Here is a 16,968-nt window from a genome sequence, read left to right on the forward strand (position 1 = left end):
TATGAGCACCACCGTACCAGTCAAGGCGGCAAAGATTTCCCTCGAAATCGTCGAGGTACTGCGGGAGCGAAACGGCGCCGGCGTCTCTGAGATCGCCCGGGCGGTCGACAAGCCGACCAGTACCGTCCACGATCACCTCCAGACACTCGAGCAAGAGGAATACCTCGTCAAGGAAGATACCCAGTATCACGTCAGCACTCGCTTCCTCCAGTTGGGGAACCAGGCCCGGTCGCGCAAGAAAGTGTTCGAGATCGCCCAGCCTGAAGTCGACGAGCTGGCCGAAAAGACCGGCGAACACTCGAACTTGATGATCGAAGAACACGGCCTCGGGGTGTTTCTGTACAAGGCCCGCGGGCCTGACGCCGTCCAGCTCGATACCCATGCCGGGATGCGCGTCCCGCTGCAGACGACTGCCCTCGGGAAAACGATCATGGCGTTCCGTCCGCGTTCGGAAGTCGAGTCGTATCTCGACAGGCACGGCCTGCCGGAGGTCACGGAGCGGACTATCACGGACAGAGAAGAACTGTTCGAGACGCTCGACCAGGTGCGGGAACGCGGGTACGCGTACGACGACGAAGAGCGGGTCAAGGGGATGCGGTGCCTCGCCGCACCGATCACCGATCAGGACGACCGCGCAATCGCCGCGGTCAGCGTCTCCGGCCCGAAGAGCCGAATGCAAGGGGACCGGTTCTCCGATGAGATCCCGGAACAGATACTCCGCAGCGCGAACGTCATCGAGGTGAACCTCACCTACTCGTGACGCCCAAGCACAACAGTTAGGTACCCGGCCACTGCAGTGTCCGGTGATGCAGTTCGCCCGTTACACCACTGATGGGACTCCGCAATGGGGCATCCGTCACGACGACGAGATCGTACCACTAAACGGACTCAGAGAAGAGGTCACGTATCAACAGCTGACCGACCCCGGCTTCCTTCGGGTCGTGGAAGACGCCGTCGACGCGGCAGCGGACCGAGCAATTCCAGTCGACGACGTGAAACTACTCGCGCCCGTTCCACAGCCCGGGAAGATCGTCTGTGTCGGGCTGAATTACCACGACCACGCCGAGGAACAGGACGAAGAGGTCCCAGAACGGCCGCTCCTGTTCGGCAAGGCCGGCACCGCAGTCACGAACCCCGGCGACCCCATTGTCCATCCTGCCGCCATCGACGAAGTCGACTACGAGGTCGAACTCGGTGTCGTCATCGGCCGGACGGCGAAGGACGTCTCAGCGGCCGACGCACGCGATTACGTCGCGGGCTACACCGCGATCAACGACGTGAGCGGCAGGGACGCGCAGTTCGAGGACGAGCAGTTCTTCCGCGGGAAGAGCTACGACACGTTTGCCCCGATGGGACCGACGCTCGTGCCCGACAGCGAACTTGATCCGTCTAATCTGGACGTGGCCTGTCGCGTGAACGGCGAGACCAAGCAGTCTTCGAACACGGAGGAGTTCATCTTCGACGTGCCGGAAGTCGTCGAGTACATCAGCGGGATCACCACGCTCCGTCCCGGTGACGTGATCTCGACAGGGACACCGGGCGGTGTCGGCATCTTCCGCGACCCGCCGGAGCTACTCGAACCGGGTGACTCCGTCGACATAGAGATCGAGGGAATCGGAACGCTAACGAATCACGTTGTCGAAGAATAGCCCTAAGATAATCTAAAAACCTCACAAGCCACTACACCTTCGAGTATTTGATACTATAATATGCAAAGCTGCTATCGAAGAAGTATGTTATAACTCCAATTCAAGCAAGGCACAGCTAATGCCGGATACCTCTTTTATTTGAAATCAACAGCTATCTTGTGGCTCAATCCCCGGGAGGCAAGAGGTTTTGTGGGTTCTCCGAGAAGCTCTGACAACGGACCGATGGACGACCGACCCAGTGCGACTCCAGATACAGAGATCGCGACGTTGCTTGAACAAGGACGGACCGCTGATGCACTGACAGCGCTTGAACAGCTCTCTACGGCTGACCCAACTGACCAACAGGCGTGTTTGCGGTCGCTCAAAGCGACTGCCGACGATCACCCGGAGTTGTTCGACGGCGTGCTGACACCGCTGACCGAGTTTTTAGAAGCGCACGAGCGGCCGACGCGGCTCACGACGGCGAAACTGTTCGTCGCTGTCAGCGAGGGCGCACCGGACAGCGTGGTCTCGGTCATCCCGGAACTCGCCGCGCGACTGGCCGACGAATCGGAGTTCTACTACGTTCGAGCCAGATGTGCAGAGGCACTGGGTTACGTCGCTGTCGAGCATCCCGACGCCGTCGCCTCGCCGGAGGTCGTCGCAGACCTGCGTATCGGCCTCGCGTTCGACGAACCCGAAGTAACGGAGAAGTTGGCGAAGGCACTGGCCCACGTGGCCCTCGGTGACCCCGCCAGACTCCGCTACCAGGTCGACTCGCTCGCCGACCACCTTCAGGCCGATAGCGAACTGGTCCGCTATCACTTGTGCACCGCCATCGTCGTTATCGGCTGTGCGCGTCCCAAACAGCTTACAGACGCTAAAGAGCAACTCGTCACCTGTCTCGAAGACGAGAGCCAGTACGTCCGTGGTCGAGCGGCCGAAGCTTTGGGTCTGCTCGCCGGCACTGATCCCGAGATATCGCTTCCGACGGCACAACTCGAAGCGCTCACCGCGGACGATACCTTCGTCGTGGACCGAGCCGAGTTCGCGTTGTCCCAGCACCGTGATGCGGCGAGCGGTGATGCTCCGACGGACATCGCTACGATAGACGCCATTCGCGGACACACCACTGACATCGCTGCCGAAATTCGGTCGCCAGATGCCGACGGCGGATGCCCACACTGTGGCCTTTCACTTCCCGAATCCGGCCCGCCATTGTGTCCGGGCTGTGGCACCCCTTTGTGAACGGGCAGTCAGTTTTGGTTGTATGTCCCGGAGATCAGATTGTGCGAACCAGCTATCAGTTGACATCGTTACTGAATCTATCGACGAGTTTGCATCTATATCCTCGATTTTACCTCAAAATAGCTGATATATACGGGTATACGGTCGTATATGGTGACTAAACTGGTACATATAATTGTAAAAAGACCACTTCGAATATGTTTTAGAAAATAAACGGCAAAATCGTGAGGTGACTTGCTGACACCACGGCCACCCGATTCAGATCACCACGACGTGATGGTCACGTCTCGCAGCGGCCGGGCCAGCGGGACCGACACCTGGCCGCCGGTGTAGTGAGAGACGTAGAAGCCAACGATAATCTCAAGCGAACGAGTTGCCTCCGCACCCGTCGATGGGTTCTCGATGGAACTGTCGAGGACGGCTACCGCGTCAGCGGCGGCGTTGGCGAAGGCGTCGCGGTAGTCCTCGTTCCACGTCCACGCACCGTCGATCCCTGGCAGGTCGTCCTCGATGTGGGTCCCGTCCTCAAGCCGCCAGTACCGCCACTCCCCATCGTCGTTGTTGAGATAGAGCTTCCCCTCGCTGCCGACGAACTGGAGCGTCATTGAGGAGGCCTCTCGGGGAATAGTGCAGTCGATAGTGACGAAACTCCCGTCGTCCATGACCACGAACCCGCCACCGCCGGCGTCATCGACGTGCTCCCCGGCTTCGAGTGAGTCGACTGCCTCGTTCTCGCCGGTTACGTAGCCCGAAACTCGCTCTGCTCGGGCATCCAGCAGGTACACCAGCGTATCCAGCAGGTGGGTAGAGTTCCGCAATAGCTCCATCCGGAACTGCGTGGCGACAGCGTGGACGTCACCCAAGAGGTCCTCGCTCTGGATGAGGTCTCTGAGTTGCTGGAGTTTCGTCGTGAACCGAAAGGAGTGGTTGACCAGCAGCTCCGTGTCCGTCTCGTCGCAGACGGCGACCATCTCCTCGGCATCGCTGACGGACGAGGCGATGGGCTTTTCACACCAGATCAGTCCGGGCTCGGCCGCCGACTCGGCGGCGTCGACGACATGGTCGGCGTGGAGGTACGACGGCGTACAGACGGAAACGAGGTCGAGGTCTTCTGCCGCCAGCATCGACTCATGACCGATGTACTGCCGGTCGGGTGGAATCTCCCAGGCAGCGCCGAACCGTTCGAGTTTCGTCTCGTTCACATCGGCGACGGCTACCAGTTCGACGCCTTCGGTTGCGCTGTAGCCCCCGGCGTGGCTGGCCCTGACCTTTTTTCGACCGATGTCCTCCTCGTCGTGCATCCCGAGGATACCCATCCCAGCGATACCACCAGTCCCGATGATGCCGGCTCGATAGGTCATATCAGTCGTAGATGTGGACGCTGGCGGTATCGTTCGCTTCGATGCACGCCCAGTCGAAATCGATGCCAAGGCTCGCCCCCTCGGTCACTTCGACCGCTCCATCGTCGTCGGTTGTAGCTGGCATGTCGAAGTAGCTCCCCTCGTACGTCGGCGGCTGAGTGTTCAGGTAATTGAAATCGATGGACTCGATGCTGGTTATTTGTGACCCCATAGCCGACTATGTGACACCACGGGAAATAAACGTAGGGCCTTTTACACGTGGTTGACGCGAATGCGACGACCTTTGCCCTCTAGACAGTTCACCGTTGGTTTCATTTCACCGTAGTGAGTAGTCGGGTGTGATATGCTCGGTCACACGCAGTACGACTTCAGCAGCGAGACTGCCGTGGTCACCGGTTCACCGGAAGGGGTTGACCAAGCCATCGCTGCCAGACCCGAACACGACACCCGGATCACCGCCGGCTTGACGGATGCGGTCCAGGCGACCCAGACCCGCCACGAGACAGAGCAAAAGCTGGAGAGCGACACAGAGCGAACTGCCGAGCCACTGCAGACCCGAGGCAAGCGGCGGCCGCAGTGCTGCCCTGACCAGTCCGATTACCTCGCCGGCGCGGTGCTGTGGCTCGCGAGCGCTCGCGCGCACTCCAACGTGGGCGACAGCACCCGGACCAGCGGTGCCGACAATCCGGCGTGACGATGCGCTTTGTCGATACCCATACTCACACGTGGGGCCCAAACACTGCGGAACTACCTTGGTCCGAAACAGTTCTCCCGCCCGGCTGGGAGGGAGCCTACACCGCCCACGACCTCGTTGGGGACATGGATGCCGCCAGTGTGGCGGAGGCGGTGATTGTGACGACGCCCATGTACGGCCGCGGCATCCGAGCGAACGAGTACACGATGCGGTCCATCGAGGCGTATCCGGACCGACTGTGGGGAGTCGGACTGATGGACTTCTACGGCGATCCCGACGAGGTACGGACGGCCTTCCGCCGAGTCGTCGGCCACGACCGGATGCTCGGCGTCCGGATGCACGCTTGTCTCGAATACGAGGAGCACTCGACGGAACTAAACCGGACTGCCGACTGGATCCTCGACGACGAACTGGCACCGGTCTGGGCCGAGGCCGCCGAGCAGGAGGCCGCCGTGTTCGTCTTCCCCAAGGCCGAACAGCTTTCGATGATCGCGACACTCGCCGAGCGCTACCCGGACGTACAGCTAGTCGTCGATCACATGGCCTACCCGGACGAGACGACAGGTCCGGACGCGGCTCCCTGGACGGACTTCGAGGCACTGGCCGACCACGACAACGTCGCGGTCAAGGTGAGTTCACTTCCCCGATCCAGCGAGAAATACTGGCCCTACGAGGATCTGTGGGAATACGTCCGCAACCTCGCGAACTGGTTCGGTACCGACCGCCTGATGCTCGGGTCCGACTACCCGTGGATGGACGACTGGGCGGAGTACGAAGACTGCCTCTCGTGGGTCGAGGCGGTGCCGTTCCTGTCGGCCCGCGATTACTCGTATCTGGCCCACCGGACGTTCGATCGGATTCATGAGGTGTAACTGTGGTTCCTATCGATCACATCGAGACGGTGGAGTTCGCCTATCCGCACTCAATCGAGCTCTCTCGCCTGACGGGCAGCCAGCGCGAATGTACCTAGGCGGTCACCACAAGCGTTGTACGCGGCGCTCGCCATCCTGCTGCAGAAACTTCTAAGAGCTACCGTAATTAATCATCTCCGAGTCTGTCCAGCTGATTTGCTTTTTAATTTCGGTACCTGATAGGGGCGACACCTCTCAGACTGGTGGGTAGGTTCCCGATTACGAATTGAAAAGCTGAGACTGCCTCCCCACTATCTCGTAATCGAGTGACTGAGATATCATGACGATTGGCTTACCGCTCCAGGTCCGCTTTTAGAACATGTCTGTAGCCACAGTATCACAACTGCGTGCGTGAGTCTGAACGCATCGAGCGGGGATCTGTTCCGCACAGGTGAACCGACCGACGGCAAGAGAGAACGCCAGCCGGCGTGATCGTAACAGGCGTACTTTTGTTAGACGCATCGGGTATCCGGGTTGTGAGGTGTGTTACCATGAATGTTCAGTAGAGCGGAACAAACCTACGCGTATAGCGAACATCTGTCCGAGCGTTCACGAGTATACCAGGTTGATTTCAACGACGTTAACCGCCGACTGGAGCATTTCGGGGATCTTTTCGCGGAAAAGATCGCCTTTGATACGGCTTGTCGGCCCGGAGACGCTGAGCGCCGCCACGGGGTCCCCGTTTTCCGAGGTGACTGGGGCGGCAACGCAGCGGAGTCCCGGAAGCCGCTCTTCGCGGTCGTACGCGTGGCCTCGTTCCCGAATGTCGGCGAGTTCCGCTTTCAACTCTGCCCGGTCTGTGATAGTGTTCTCAGTTCGAGCGGGGAGCCCGTGTGTGTCAATAATCTCGTCGACACGCCTGTCTGGCAGTTCGGCGAGGATCGTCTTCCCGAGCGCGGTACAGTGGAGATTCACCCGCTTGCCCGCGTACGTGTCGACCGAGACGGCCTCTGTCCCCTCGGCCCGGGTGATGTAGACTCCCTCACCATGTTCTTCGACGGCTGCGTTGGCCATCTCGCCCGTCTTCTCGGCCAGCGAGGCAACCTCCGGTCGGGCCTTCTCGTAGATGTCCATCCGGTTTCGCTTGTACTCCCCCAGTTCGAGGAACCGCAGTCCGACACGGTAGGCGCTGCCTTCGCTCGTGATATACCCCTCGTCTTCCAGCGTTTGCAAGTGATTGTGGACTGTACTCTTGGCGATGCCGAGGTCGTTGGCCACCGCTGTCGTCCCCGCTCCATCCAACCGTTTCAGAGCCTCGACGATCCGTAGCGACGTCCGGGTCGCGGTGATGGTGTTCTCCGCTGGTACCATACTCGTAACAGGCCCCCTACCCACATAGCTCTGTTCACCAGGGCGGAACAGCCGTCCGGACGGGCGCTACGATAGCCCTGTCGACGTCGGCCCTTGGAACATATCCGTTCTGGTCAGCACTGTCCTCGTCACGCCGTCTGCCGCGCAGACGACGCAATGTCCGGATCCCGGCCAGTTCTTCATACTCTATTGTTGATAATCTTTATGTACTAACGGGTCAAATCTGTACGGTATGCGTGGTAGTGACAGGCGCAAGTTCCTGAAAGCGACTGGGGCAGCAATCACAACCGTCTCACTTGCGGGGTGTGGTGGAGACGGCGGAGGCGGCGGTGATGGCGGTGACAGTGGTGGCGGTGATGGAGGCGGTGACGACGGCGAGTCTACTGGGGACGGCGGTGGTGACGGCGGTTCCACTGGGGATGGCGGCGGTGACGGGGGCAGGAACTCCCTCGACAAAATCGGGATGACCGCATACGTCCGTGGCGGCTCCTGGATCACAGCCTACATCGAGGCGGCTGAGTTCTATGCCGAAGACCAGGGTATCGAACTCGACGTCCGACCGAACCAACAGAGCGCACAGAAGCAGGTCTCGGACATCCGGGAGTTCGCAAACAGCGACCACGACGCCATCCTCGTCGGCGTCTGGCAGACCGGCGCAGCAGAGGGGGCCATCAATCAGGCTATCGAAGGCGGCACACCGGTGTTCGCGACGAACGCCGACACTTCCAGCTCGGAGATTCCCCTGTACGTCGGGTTCAGTAACTACGACGGCGGCGCGAGTTCGGCCGAGCAGATGCTCAACGCCCTCGAAGAGCAATACCCCGATAAAGATACGTGGCGCGTGCTGAACGTCCGCGGCGTCCAAGGGAACCAGTCGGCCAACCAGCGCTCGCAGGGGTTCCTCGACGTGATGGCCGAGCAAGACCGCGTCGAGGTCGTGCAGACACTCAACGGCGAGTACGCCCGGGACGTTGCCCAGTCCACGACCCAGGAGTGGATTCAGGCCAACGGTCGCGTCGACGGCATCTACTCCGGGAACCTCTCGATGGGGCTTGGCGTCGTGGGGGCGCTTCGCAACCTCGATATGCTGGCCTCGCGAGGGGAAGAGGGCCACATCTGTCTGACCCAGATGGACGGCAGTCCCGAGGTGAATCCCCTTGTCGGCGATGGGACGATTGACGCGGCAGTCGACCAGCCGAACTACTTCTACAACCCCATCGCGATGTATTACATGCGGGAGTACGTCGAGAGCGGGATGGACGAGAGCGTCATTCCAGAGGTTGGGTCGGAAGTCACCGCGGACCAGTTGAGCATCGAACCCGGTCAGCACAAGGGCGTCGAACTGTGGACGGAGCCGATCTGGGAGCCCGGAATCATGCGCGAGCAAAACGGCCACCCGTGGTTCCGGACCAACAGCGTCGTCATCACGCAGGAGAACTACGACCAGCCGTTCCTCTGGGGTAACGTCTGGGGCTAACGCTGATGGCAACGGAACAAGGACTCATCGGCCGGACCTTCGGGGACCGGGACGACGTGATGTTGACGCTGTTAGACAACATGATCTGGCCGATACTGGCCATCGTTCTGCTTGGGGTGCTCGCCTTCGTGCCCCAGACGTTCAGGTCGGCCCGGTTGATCCTGTGGGGGGCCGTCCCCATCGGGCTGCTCGTCCTGGCGGAGAGCCTGTGTCTCCTGTCGGGACACTTCGACCTCTCGATCGGCTCCATCGCCGGGTTCTCGGCGATGTTCACCGGGATGCTCCTCGGCACTTGCCCGAGTTGCTGGTCGGTGACAACGAACCCGTGGATCGGCTTCGGCATCATCCTGCTGGTCGGGTCGGTCATCGGTCTCACCAACGGCGTGATGATCGCGAAGGTCGGATTGAACCCGTTCCTGCAGACGCTGGCGTTCCTCATCATCTTCGAGGGCGCGAAGACGGCGATGCAGACACAGCCGGTCACGGGTCTCCCGCTCATGTACACAAGGGTCGGCGGGACACCCGAGTTCGCCATCGGGCTGATGCTGGTGGCGTTCCTAGTCGCCGGACTCGTATTGCGGTATACCTCCTTCGGACAGGCCGTCTACGCGCTCGGGAGTTCGGAGCACTCCGCCCGCGAAGTCGGCATCGATACCGACCGGCTCATCATCCTCATTTACACCATCAGCGGTGTACTGTCGGCGATTGCTGGACTGATGCTGACCGGGTTTGTCGGCGTCGTCCCGCCGCTAATAGGGGAGGGGCTCGTGTTCCAGGCCTTCGCCGGCGCGGTCATCGGCGGTATCAGTCTCTTCGGCGGCCGCGGGAAGATAACCGGCGCGCTCGGTGGCGTCATCCTCATCCAGGTCATCCAGTCGGCGCTGAACAACAGTCCGGTTATCGAAGCGACACAGATTCAGATGATAAACGGTATCGTCCTGCTTGTAGCCATTCTGCTGTACAGCACTCAGAGCAAGATCCGCAGTCGCATCCTCGCGAGTGGTGCGGTATGAGTGTCGAAGACGGGAGTGCGACGGAACAGCGCCACGCAGAAAGTGACGATGCTGATGCGGCCGGGACGCCGAAACTCCAAACCGAAAACGTCACCAAGCAATTCGGTCGTATCGTCGCCGTCGAAGACGTGTCGCTCGACATCCAGCCCTCGGAGGTGTTCGCGCTCGTCGGCGACAACGGGGCAGGCAAATCGACGCTGATGAACATGCTCAGCGGCGTCCATAAACCCACGAAGGGGCAAATATACAAGGACGGCCAGCCGGTGAACTTCACCAATCCGTCCGAGGCGCGCAACAACGGCATCGAGACGGTGTATCAGGACCTCGCACTGATGGACGACCTCGACATCGCGACCAACATCTTCATGGGCCAGTTCCCGCGGACCGGGTTCGGTCCGTTCCGGATCATCGATTGGAGCGAGACCTACGAGCGGGCCGAACAGATCATGATGGACCAACTCGGTCGGGATTTGGACATCAAGACGGAGGTGGAGTTCCTCTCGGGCGGCCAGCGACAGCTCGTCGCCATCGGCCGGGCACTCGCGTTCGACCCGGACGTCATCATTCTGGACGAACCTACGAGCGCGCTGTCGGTCGACGCCACTCGGCTCGTCCAGGACACCATCGACACACTGGCTGCCCAGGGCATCACCATCGTCATCGTCAGTCACAACATCGAATCGGTATTGCAACACGCCGACCGTATCGGTGTCCTGTTCCAGGGCCGACTCGTGGACATCAAACAGCCCGAGGAGACCGACATAGAGGAACTGAACGAGCTGATGACGACCGGGACGCTATCGAGCGGTCGCCTCGACGATTAGCGGGGAACGGGGTGTCGCTGTCGGGTGGATCTCTGCGTAACTGGTCGGCCGGGGTTCCGGTCCGCCGTCGACACCTGACCGCGGTCAGCCATCTGACAGGGCCTGTTCCCGCAGCCCGCGCATGTAGCCGATAGCGAACAGCCGCCCGTTCGTGTGGTAGCCCGGGTTAGAGTTGTCCTCGCCGGCCATCGTCGGGACGTGGTCGGGTCGCATCACCACGTCATCGTCGACGTGGCGCTCGTAGGCCCGCATCGCTGCAAGCATATCCGTCGGGCCGTCGTCGTGCCACGTCTCGACGAACCGGTCGGCGTCACCTTCGACGTCGCGGAAGTGAACGAAGTTGATTCGGTCGCCGAAGCGCTCGATTGTCGCGGGGATGTCCGCACCCATCGCGGCGAAGTTGCCCTGACAGAACGTGATCCCGTTGTATTCGCTGTCGTAGGCGTCTAGCACGCGGTCGTAGTTCTCGACGCTCGTGGCGATGCGGGGGATGTCCCGCAACGAGGCCCGTGGCGGGTCGTCGGGGTGAAGGCCGAGTTTTACACCCGCCTCCTCTGCGACGGGGACGACCTCCTGTAGGAAGTACTCCAACCCCTCCCAGAGAGCCTCGTGTGTCGCGTCCGGGAGCGTCTCGGGCCCGCCGCGGGTCTCAGCGACGTCGAACTCGGTGACGTAGGAGCCGCCGCGGGCCTCGACGTGGGCCCCCGTCCGCGCCCAGCGGACGCCCGCCATCCAGTCGTAACAGACCACCGGGATGCCCACCTCACCACAGTTCCGGAGGAACTGCTTGAACACCTCGATGTCCTCGTCCCGCCCCGCGTGGCCGAGGCGGATCCGGTCCGAGATGGGGACCGACCCCTCCAGGACGGAGAAATTCAGTCCGACCTCGGACAGCCAGTTCGAGAGGCCCTGCAGGTCATCGTAGGTCCACTGCGTGCGACCGTCGCCGACCTCCAGCGGGTGGATGACGGCGTCGTCGACGCCCAGTTGCCGTGCGAGATGCCAGCGTTCGTCAGGTTCGTGTGGCAACACCAGTGCGGGCGAAACCATACTCGTCCACTCGGAGGGATGTCACTAATACCCACCGCTGCCGCCCCCGTAACGCTGATTTATCCGCCATGAGTGGACACGAGTATGGCAGACACCGAGCGTGCCGTCTACGTCCAGCGACTCGACCCCGAACAGCGCGAGGCCTACGTCGCGGCCCACGACGACGTCCCCAAAGGTGTGACCGACGCGATGGAGCGGGGCGGCGTCGAGGCGTTCGAACTGTACGTCCGCGAGGACGTCGCGGTCTGCATTCTGGAGTGTGCGGACCTGGATGACTACCTCGACGCTGTCGACGGCGACGAGGCCGTCGCCGAGTGGGAGCGCTACACCGGCCAGTTCAAGCAGTCGGGCGTCGATGCAGACGCTGACCCCGAAGCGGGCATCCCGTTCATGGAGCGGGTCTGGCACTTCGAGCCCAACGCCGAGTGAGACGACGAAAGTCGCGGCGCTGTCGTCAGTGACCCCAGAGGTTCCCGTCGGGGTCGTACCGTGCGTCCATGATGCGGTCCCACTGCGTGTCCGAGAGGGCGACGTCAGTCGCGGCGACGTTCTCGTCGAGCTGATCGACCGTTCGGGCCCCGACGATAGGGACGCAGGTGAATTCGTCCCAGTCCATCAGCCAGCGTAGTGCGACCTGTGCGGGTGTCGCGTCGGCCTCCGTGGCGACGGTCCGAATCTCGTCGAGGACATGCCAGCCCCGTTCGGAGAGGTAGTAGTCGTCGAAGAAGTCGTCGAAGCTCCCCCGGGACCCATCTGGAGCCTCGACGGCTTCCGGGTCGTCCGGGTCGGCGCGTTCGTACTTGCCCGTGAGGAACCCCCCGGCCAGCGGAGAGTACGGGCAGACTGCGATGTCCTGGTCGGCACACACGTCGAGATACTCCTTCACGTCCTCGTAGTAACCGGCGTGGTGGAGCGGCTGCGTGACGTCGAACCGTTCGAGGCCTTCGACGTCGCTCGTCCAGAGCGCTTTCGTCAGTTGCCAGGCCGCCATCGTCGAGGCCCCGAGGTTGTGGACCTTTCCCTCGCGCACGAGGTCGTTCAGCGTCTGCAACGTCTCCTCGATGTCGCTGTCCTCGTCCCACCGGTGGATGTAGTACAGGTCGAGGTAATCTGTGCCGAGCCGGTCCAGCGTCCCCTCGATCTGTGCGCGGATGTGTTTGCGGCCCAGCCCCGAGTCGTTAGGGCCGGGCTCGCCCCAGCCGTCGAAGGGGAAGTACACTTTCGAGGCGATGACGAAGTCCTCGCGGTCGTAGTCGTCGAGCCATTCGCCGATGTACTCCTCGCTGGTGCCGTGCGGGGAGCCGTAGACGTTCGCGGTATCGATGAAGTTGACGCCACGGTCCCAGGCCGCATCGAGCAGTTCGTGGGCCTCCTCCCGGCCGGTCTCGACCACGCCGTTCGTCTCCTTGCCGAAGCGCCACGTGCCGAGGCAGAGTTCGGAGACACGAGTCCCCGTGCTGCCGAGCTGTCGGTAATCCATCACCCGAGATATTCGAACGGCTCTGTAAAACTGTTTTCCATCCTGCTGACTGAGTTCCAGGGCTGTTACCTGAACTCCGGGGCAACCTCGTCGCCGAACAGCTCCATCCCACGGTGGTCGGGGAAGTCCAGAAACAGCAGCTGGAGCTTCTCGAACCCGAGGTCGCGGATGCCCTCGATCTGTTCAGCGACCTGTGCGGGCGTCCCGATAAGCATGTCGCCCTTCTCCCGAGCCTCGGCGGCGTTACTGAGCTCGTCGTCCATATCCGACTCCTCGCCCCACGGGAGCGGGAAGATGTCCTCGACGGCCGACTCGACGGCAGCTTCGTCTTCTCGGACGAGCACATGGGCGAGCCAGGACCGTGCGACCTCTTCGGGGTCTCGGCCCTCGTTTTCGAGGTACTCGTCGAATTTCCGGGCCTTGAATTCGATGGAGCGGCCGCGAGCCCGACCGCTGATTTCGACGTTCCACTCGTCGGCGTGTCGGGCGGCGAGGCGGAGCATCTTCGGCCCCGCGCCGCCCACGACAATCGGTGGGTGGGGCTGGCTGACCGGTTTCGGCTCGTTCAGCGCTCCGTCGATGGTGTAGTGGTCCCCCGAGAAGGTCGGATTCTCTTCGGTGAACATCGACTTGACGACCTGAATCCCCTCGTCGAGCATTTCTATTCTGGTATTTACGTTGGGGAAGTCGAAGCCGTAAGCGCGGTGTTCCTCCTCGTGCCAGCCGGCCCCGAGCCCGAGCCGGAGCCGCCCCGACGAGAGGATATCGACCGTCGTCGCCATCTTCGCCAGTAAGGCGGGGTTCCGGTACGTAATCGAGCCGACCAGCGGCCCGAGGTCGACATCGTCCGTCCGCTCGGCGAGCGCGCTCAGCAGCGTCCAGACCTCGAACTCCTCGGCTTTCGGCCCGAGCATGAAGTGGTCGGGGGCCCACAACCCCTCAAGCCCGGTGTCGACGGCCGTGTCTACGCCCTGGAGGACCGTCTCCCGGTCGAGGCTGTCGAGCATCGGTGTGTCCCGGTGAACGCCAGCGCCCGCGTAGCACTGGACCATCCAGTCGAACTGCATACGCCTACTGACAGCGGAACGAGAATAACTGTTTGGGGTTCACAGCCCGCTGTGTGCGAGCCAGCCGCCGTCGACGGCCAGGTTCGCGCCGGTGATGAACGACGCCTCGTCGCTGGCCAGGAACACGGCGGCGTCGCCGACGTCTTCGGGTTTCCCGAACCGGGGCAAGAGCGTGTGTTCCTCCGCCTTGGCGACGTCCTCGTCGGTGTTGATGTCCTGCAGCGGCGTCTCGATGTAGCCGGGGTTGATGCAGTTGACCCGAACGCCGTCCTCGCCCAGTTCCATCGCGAGGTCCCGGGTCATGTTGACGACGCCGCCTTTCGCCGCCGCGTACGGCGGGCCACCGCCGCCTTCGAACCCCCGCACAGAGCCGATGTTGATGATCTGCCCCTGGCGTTCCACGAGGTGTGGGACCGCAAACTTGGCGCAGTAGAACGCCCCGCTGAGATCGATCTCGATAGACCGCTGCCACTCCTCGATGGTCGTCGACTGCGAATCCCCGACGATCTGGATACCGGCGTTGTTGACGAGGACGTCGATACCGCCGTACGTGTCGACTGCCGCGTCGACCATCGCGGCGACGCTGTCGGGGTTGCCCACGTCGGTCTCGACGTACGTGGCCTCGCCGGGCGTCTCCTCGGCGATAACGATGTCGGTCGGGGTCGTGACGTCGCTGTCGTACCGGGCTCCCTGTTTCGGCTCCCGCTGAACGTCCGCGACGACCACGCTTGCGCTCTCCATGCCGAACCGCCGTGCGATGCCACGCCCGATACCACTTGCCGCACCGGTGACGACCACTATCCGGTCTGCGTGTCGCTCTCCAGGCATAGCTAGAGATTCACAGCCAGTGACTTAACGGTATCCGCAGTGCGCTTCAGGAGCCGTCTCTGGGTCCTTCCACAGACTCAGCCATCTCCGGATGACGTTTCGACTATCCCCGTTGTCAGCCAGCACCCCTCACCAGACGATAGCGACTGGCGCTCGACACGCCAGCGATACGTCGTCCCCGACCCGCTGCTGTGGGCCCGGAGGGGCTGGACTGCGACACTCCCGTTTCGCTGCAAGGGTCTCCGTGTGACCGACTTCGCTTCCAAGAGCGGTCGGTACCGCGTTCCGAACGTCTCGGTGAAGTTCTCGACAGAGCCGTAGCTCTGACGCGCGGCGGGTGCGAGGAACCGCCACGTCGTTTCGACCCCGCGCTGAGAGCCGTTGTCGGTGAGTATCGCACCGAGTTGTAGGCGAACTACCAGCGCCGGCGGCCGCTCACATGTCGGCTCCACGCCCCGATACAGGGCCGCCGACATCTCGGGTTCGAACTCGCTCCACTGGCCCGGCCATGCACCACCGAGTGCGCGGCCGTTTGGCGGTGCTGTCGGTGTCTCAGTCGCGCCCACGCTCGCTGGCGTCTCGGCTCCGGGAATGGGTGCCGGCGTCACAGTCTGTGTCCGCGGTGGTTCGCTTTGTCCGAACACGGCCTGACATCCGCCGAGACCCAGAAGAAGCCCAGCGACCGCGAACGTTACCCAAACACGGTCCCGGACCATGTGGATGACATGGTAGCATACATCTTGGATTTTGCCCCTGGGCCGATGGCTCGGCCGGCCAGACCAGCGGGTGCTGTCGGGAACGGGGCGACAACCCGAAACGTGAGTGGCTCGAACTGCAGTTCTGGGTTTGTAACACGCTCGGCGGGAGGAAAGTCAGGAATACGAACGGATCCCTTCGAGGCAGGCACCGATGGGATGGTAGCCGGGCTCCACAGCGACGCCTGATTGCGTCGGAACCGGGTCGTTCGCCTCCGTTACTTTGGTGTACCAGTTTCGTGAGTCCTGATTGATGAGGTGGGTGTCGGCGTACTCCCAGAATTCGTTGTACCACCTTCGATACTCCGTCTCTCCGGTTAGGTCGTAGAGGGCTGCTGCGGCCCCGATTGCTTCAGCCACCTCCCAGGAATACTTCTCTGTGACTAGCGGTTCCTTATTCAGATCGAAGGAGTAGTAGAAGCCGCCAGCGGAGTCGTCCCAGCCGTAGGAGATAGCTGCCCCGAACAGTTCTTCCGCTCTGGGAACGAGCCACTCCTCGTCGGTGTGTCTGGCGAGGACTGCCAGCAGCTTGGCCCACTCGATCTGGTGGCCCGGTTGATATCCCCACGGGCGGAACGTGTGTCTCGGATCGTCTCGGTTGTAGTCGAAGTCATGCTCCCAATCACGCGTGTAGTGTTCCCAGATAAGCCCGTCCGTTTCTTTCGCCAGGTCAACTGCGAGAGACTCGGCAATCGTCGTGGCTTTTTCGAGATATCGCGTTTCATCGGTTGCCTCGTACGCGGCTATCATCGCCTCACACATGTGCATATTCGCATTCTGGCCGCGATAATCCGCGGCCGCAGTCCAGTCCGGATCGTATTCGCTCTTGCAGAGTCCGTGCTCCGGCTCCCAGAAGCGGTCGATCAGCAACTGAGACAGTTGCTGGAGGTCGTCCGCAACGTCGGGAATCCCAGCCTCGACGGCACGGGCAAGCGCCAGAAACGCGAACGCGTGGCCGTAGCAGATGCGTTTTGAGTCGTACGGGGTCTTCTCTTCGAGGAGCCAGTGATACCCACCACGGGTGGTATCGCGTTGATGCGTTTGGAGGAACCGAAGACCGTGTTCGGCCGCGGACCGACACCAGTCTGGTCCGTGCAGGGTTGACCCAACACAGTGATTGACGACAAATCTCGAGGTGGCAACCAGGTGTTTCGAGGAGCGGTCGTACACCTCGCCTGTCTCCTCGTCGATTTGTGCGATGTACCCACCTACCTCTTCATCGATACACTGTGGATAGTAGAACTCCAGGATATCGTTGATCTCCCCCTGTAACCACTGGACCGACTGGTACTTCGAGTCACGACCCATATACCGTCTCACT

At 61.9% G+C, this 16,968-nt stretch carries 18 protein-coding genes; 9 read left to right on the forward strand and 9 right to left on the reverse strand.

All coding sequences use genetic code 11. The features are described 5' to 3' along the window. The first annotated feature begins 1 nt into the window (after position 1). The 3 genes from ACY9XZ_RS14655 to ACY9XZ_RS14665 all read left to right on the forward strand — a co-directional run bounded on the left by ACY9XZ_RS14655 (position 2) and on the right by ACY9XZ_RS14665 (position 2,876). The gene (locus ACY9XZ_RS14655; protein ID WP_463457764.1) at positions 2–760 is read left to right on the forward strand and encodes an IclR family transcriptional regulator; all 759 of its coding nucleotides are present in this window, start codon (positions 2–4) and stop codon (positions 758–760) included. A 46-nt stretch (positions 761–806) separates the two neighbouring features. Further along, complete coding sequence (rhcF, locus tag ACY9XZ_RS14660; RefSeq protein ID WP_463457765.1) at positions 807–1,649, forward strand: 2,4-diketo-3-deoxy-L-rhamnonate hydrolase; 843 nt, start codon at positions 807–809, stop codon at positions 1,647–1,649. A 222-nt stretch (positions 1,650–1,871) separates the two neighbouring features. Next, entirely contained in the window at positions 1,872–2,876 is a 1,005-nt protein-coding gene (locus ACY9XZ_RS14665) for a HEAT repeat domain-containing protein (RefSeq protein WP_463457766.1), read from the forward strand. 263 nt (positions 2,877–3,139) lie between these two features. On the opposite strand, the gene ACY9XZ_RS14670 is transcribed toward ACY9XZ_RS14665, so the two are convergent. Together ACY9XZ_RS14670 and ACY9XZ_RS14675 are read right to left on the reverse strand one after the other, a co-directional pair. Beyond that, entirely contained in the window at positions 3,140–4,237 is a 1,098-nt protein-coding gene (locus ACY9XZ_RS14670) for a Gfo/Idh/MocA family protein (protein ID WP_463457767.1), read from the reverse strand. Position 4,238: 1 nt separating this feature from the next. Beyond that, a complete protein-coding gene (locus ACY9XZ_RS14675) occupies positions 4,239–4,448 on the reverse strand; it encodes a hypothetical protein (RefSeq protein WP_463457768.1) in 210 nt (69 codons plus the stop codon). A gap of 132 nt (positions 4,449–4,580) precedes the next feature. Here ACY9XZ_RS14675 and ACY9XZ_RS14680 point away from each other — a divergent pair, with 132 nt between their 5' ends. Next, positions 4,581–4,931, forward strand: coding sequence for a hypothetical protein (locus ACY9XZ_RS14680; protein WP_463457769.1), 351 nt, complete (start codon positions 4,581–4,583; stop codon positions 4,929–4,931). 2 nt (positions 4,932–4,933) lie between these two features. Further along, positions 4,934–5,803 (forward strand): amidohydrolase family protein, encoded by an 870-nt coding sequence (locus ACY9XZ_RS14685; protein WP_463457770.1) that lies wholly within the window; start codon positions 4,934–4,936, stop codon positions 5,801–5,803. A 588-nt stretch (positions 5,804–6,391) separates the two neighbouring features. Here ACY9XZ_RS14685 and ACY9XZ_RS14690 read toward each other — a convergent pair. Continuing rightward, entirely contained in the window at positions 6,392–7,153 is a 762-nt protein-coding gene (locus tag ACY9XZ_RS14690; RefSeq protein WP_463457771.1) for an IclR family transcriptional regulator, read from the reverse strand. A gap of 232 nt (positions 7,154–7,385) precedes the next feature. Between ACY9XZ_RS14690 and ACY9XZ_RS14695 the strand changes: the two genes are divergently transcribed. Genes ACY9XZ_RS14695 through ACY9XZ_RS14705 form a run of 3 tightly spaced genes read left to right on the forward strand, consistent with a single transcriptional unit; the run spans position 7,386 to position 10,467 of the window. Further along, positions 7,386–8,630, forward strand: a complete 1,245-nt coding sequence (locus tag ACY9XZ_RS14695) for a sugar ABC transporter substrate-binding protein (RefSeq protein ID WP_463457772.1) — start codon at positions 7,386–7,388, stop codon at positions 8,628–8,630. Positions 8,631–8,635: 5 nt separating this feature from the next. Next, the gene (locus ACY9XZ_RS14700; RefSeq protein WP_463457773.1) at positions 8,636–9,643 is read left to right on the forward strand and encodes an ABC transporter permease; all 1,008 of its coding nucleotides are present in this window, start codon (positions 8,636–8,638) and stop codon (positions 9,641–9,643) included. Then, entirely contained in the window at positions 9,640–10,467 is an 828-nt protein-coding gene (locus tag ACY9XZ_RS14705; protein ID WP_463457774.1) for an ATP-binding cassette domain-containing protein, read from the forward strand. Before ACY9XZ_RS14700 ends, ACY9XZ_RS14705 begins: the two co-directional genes overlap by 4 nt. A gap of 84 nt (positions 10,468–10,551) precedes the next feature. Here ACY9XZ_RS14705 and ACY9XZ_RS14710 read toward each other — a convergent pair whose 3' ends face one another. Continuing rightward, a complete protein-coding gene (locus ACY9XZ_RS14710; protein ID WP_463457775.1) occupies positions 10,552–11,517 on the reverse strand; it encodes a mannonate dehydratase in 966 nt (321 codons plus the stop codon). A gap of 84 nt (positions 11,518–11,601) precedes the next feature. Here ACY9XZ_RS14710 and ACY9XZ_RS14715 point away from each other — a divergent pair, with 84 nt between their 5' ends. Continuing rightward, entirely contained in the window at positions 11,602–11,946 is a 345-nt protein-coding gene (locus tag ACY9XZ_RS14715; protein ID WP_463457776.1) for an L-rhamnose mutarotase, read from the forward strand. 25 nt (positions 11,947–11,971) lie between these two features. On the opposite strand, the gene ACY9XZ_RS14720 is transcribed toward ACY9XZ_RS14715, so the two are convergent. The 5 genes from ACY9XZ_RS14720 to ACY9XZ_RS14740 all read right to left on the reverse strand — a co-directional run bounded on the left by ACY9XZ_RS14720 (position 11,972) and on the right by ACY9XZ_RS14740 (position 16,955). Further along, positions 11,972–12,997, reverse strand: coding sequence for an aldo/keto reductase (locus tag ACY9XZ_RS14720; RefSeq protein WP_463457777.1), 1,026 nt, complete (start codon positions 12,995–12,997; stop codon positions 11,972–11,974). 65 nt (positions 12,998–13,062) lie between these two features. Next, positions 13,063–14,064: an LLM class flavin-dependent oxidoreductase gene (locus ACY9XZ_RS14725; protein ID WP_463457778.1), complete on the reverse strand. Its 1,002-nt coding sequence runs from the start codon at positions 14,062–14,064 to the stop codon at positions 13,063–13,065. Between the two features lie 39 nt (positions 14,065–14,103). Further along, entirely contained in the window at positions 14,104–14,892 is a 789-nt protein-coding gene (locus ACY9XZ_RS14730) for an SDR family NAD(P)-dependent oxidoreductase (RefSeq protein WP_463457779.1), read from the reverse strand. A 77-nt stretch (positions 14,893–14,969) separates the two neighbouring features. Continuing rightward, the gene (locus ACY9XZ_RS14735; protein ID WP_463457780.1) at positions 14,970–15,500 is read right to left on the reverse strand and encodes a hypothetical protein; all 531 of its coding nucleotides are present in this window, start codon (positions 15,498–15,500) and stop codon (positions 14,970–14,972) included. Positions 15,501–15,764: 264 nt separating this feature from the next. Next, a complete protein-coding gene (locus ACY9XZ_RS14740; protein WP_463457781.1) occupies positions 15,765–16,955 on the reverse strand; it encodes an AGE family epimerase/isomerase in 1,191 nt (396 codons plus the stop codon). Positions 16,956–16,968 lie beyond the last annotated feature (13 nt).

It is taken from the genome of Haloarcula sp. HT12 (assembly GCF_055271655.1).

Coding starts and splice junctions, on each gene's coding strand:
- ACY9XZ_RS14705 (WP_463457774.1), top strand. CDS start 9,640: ATGAGTGTCGAAGACGGGAGTGCGACGGAACAGCGCCACGCAGAAAGT.
- rhcF (WP_463457765.1), top strand. CDS start 807: ATGCAGTTCGCCCGTTACACCACTGATGGGACTCCGCAATGGGGCATC.
- ACY9XZ_RS14730 (WP_463457779.1), bottom strand. CDS start 14,892: ATGCCTGGAGAGCGACACGCAGACCGGATAGTGGTCGTCACCGGTGCG.
- ACY9XZ_RS14720 (WP_463457777.1), bottom strand. CDS start 12,997: ATGGATTACCGACAGCTCGGCAGCACGGGGACTCGTGTCTCCGAACTC.
- ACY9XZ_RS14695 (WP_463457772.1), top strand. CDS start 7,386: ATGCGTGGTAGTGACAGGCGCAAGTTCCTGAAAGCGACTGGGGCAGCA.
- ACY9XZ_RS14710 (WP_463457775.1), bottom strand. CDS start 11,517: ATGGTTTCGCCCGCACTGGTGTTGCCACACGAACCTGACGAACGCTGG.
- ACY9XZ_RS14685 (WP_463457770.1), top strand. CDS start 4,934: ATGCGCTTTGTCGATACCCATACTCACACGTGGGGCCCAAACACTGCG.
- ACY9XZ_RS14655 (WP_463457764.1), top strand. CDS start 2: ATGAGCACCACCGTACCAGTCAAGGCGGCAAAGATTTCCCTCGAAATC.
- ACY9XZ_RS14725 (WP_463457778.1), bottom strand. CDS start 14,064: ATGCAGTTCGACTGGATGGTCCAGTGCTACGCGGGCGCTGGCGTTCAC.
- ACY9XZ_RS14715 (WP_463457776.1), top strand. CDS start 11,602: ATGGCAGACACCGAGCGTGCCGTCTACGTCCAGCGACTCGACCCCGAA.
- ACY9XZ_RS14740 (WP_463457781.1), bottom strand. CDS start 16,955: ATGGGTCGTGACTCGAAGTACCAGTCGGTCCAGTGGTTACAGGGGGAG.
- ACY9XZ_RS14670 (WP_463457767.1), bottom strand. CDS start 4,237: ATGACCTATCGAGCCGGCATCATCGGGACTGGTGGTATCGCTGGGATG.
- ACY9XZ_RS14665 (WP_463457766.1), top strand. CDS start 1,872: ATGGACGACCGACCCAGTGCGACTCCAGATACAGAGATCGCGACGTTG.
- ACY9XZ_RS14675 (WP_463457768.1), bottom strand. CDS start 4,448: ATGGGGTCACAAATAACCAGCATCGAGTCCATCGATTTCAATTACCTG.
- ACY9XZ_RS14690 (WP_463457771.1), bottom strand. CDS start 7,153: ATGGTACCAGCGGAGAACACCATCACCGCGACCCGGACGTCGCTACGG.
- ACY9XZ_RS14680 (WP_463457769.1), top strand. CDS start 4,581: ATGCTCGGTCACACGCAGTACGACTTCAGCAGCGAGACTGCCGTGGTC.
- ACY9XZ_RS14700 (WP_463457773.1), top strand. CDS start 8,636: ATGGCAACGGAACAAGGACTCATCGGCCGGACCTTCGGGGACCGGGAC.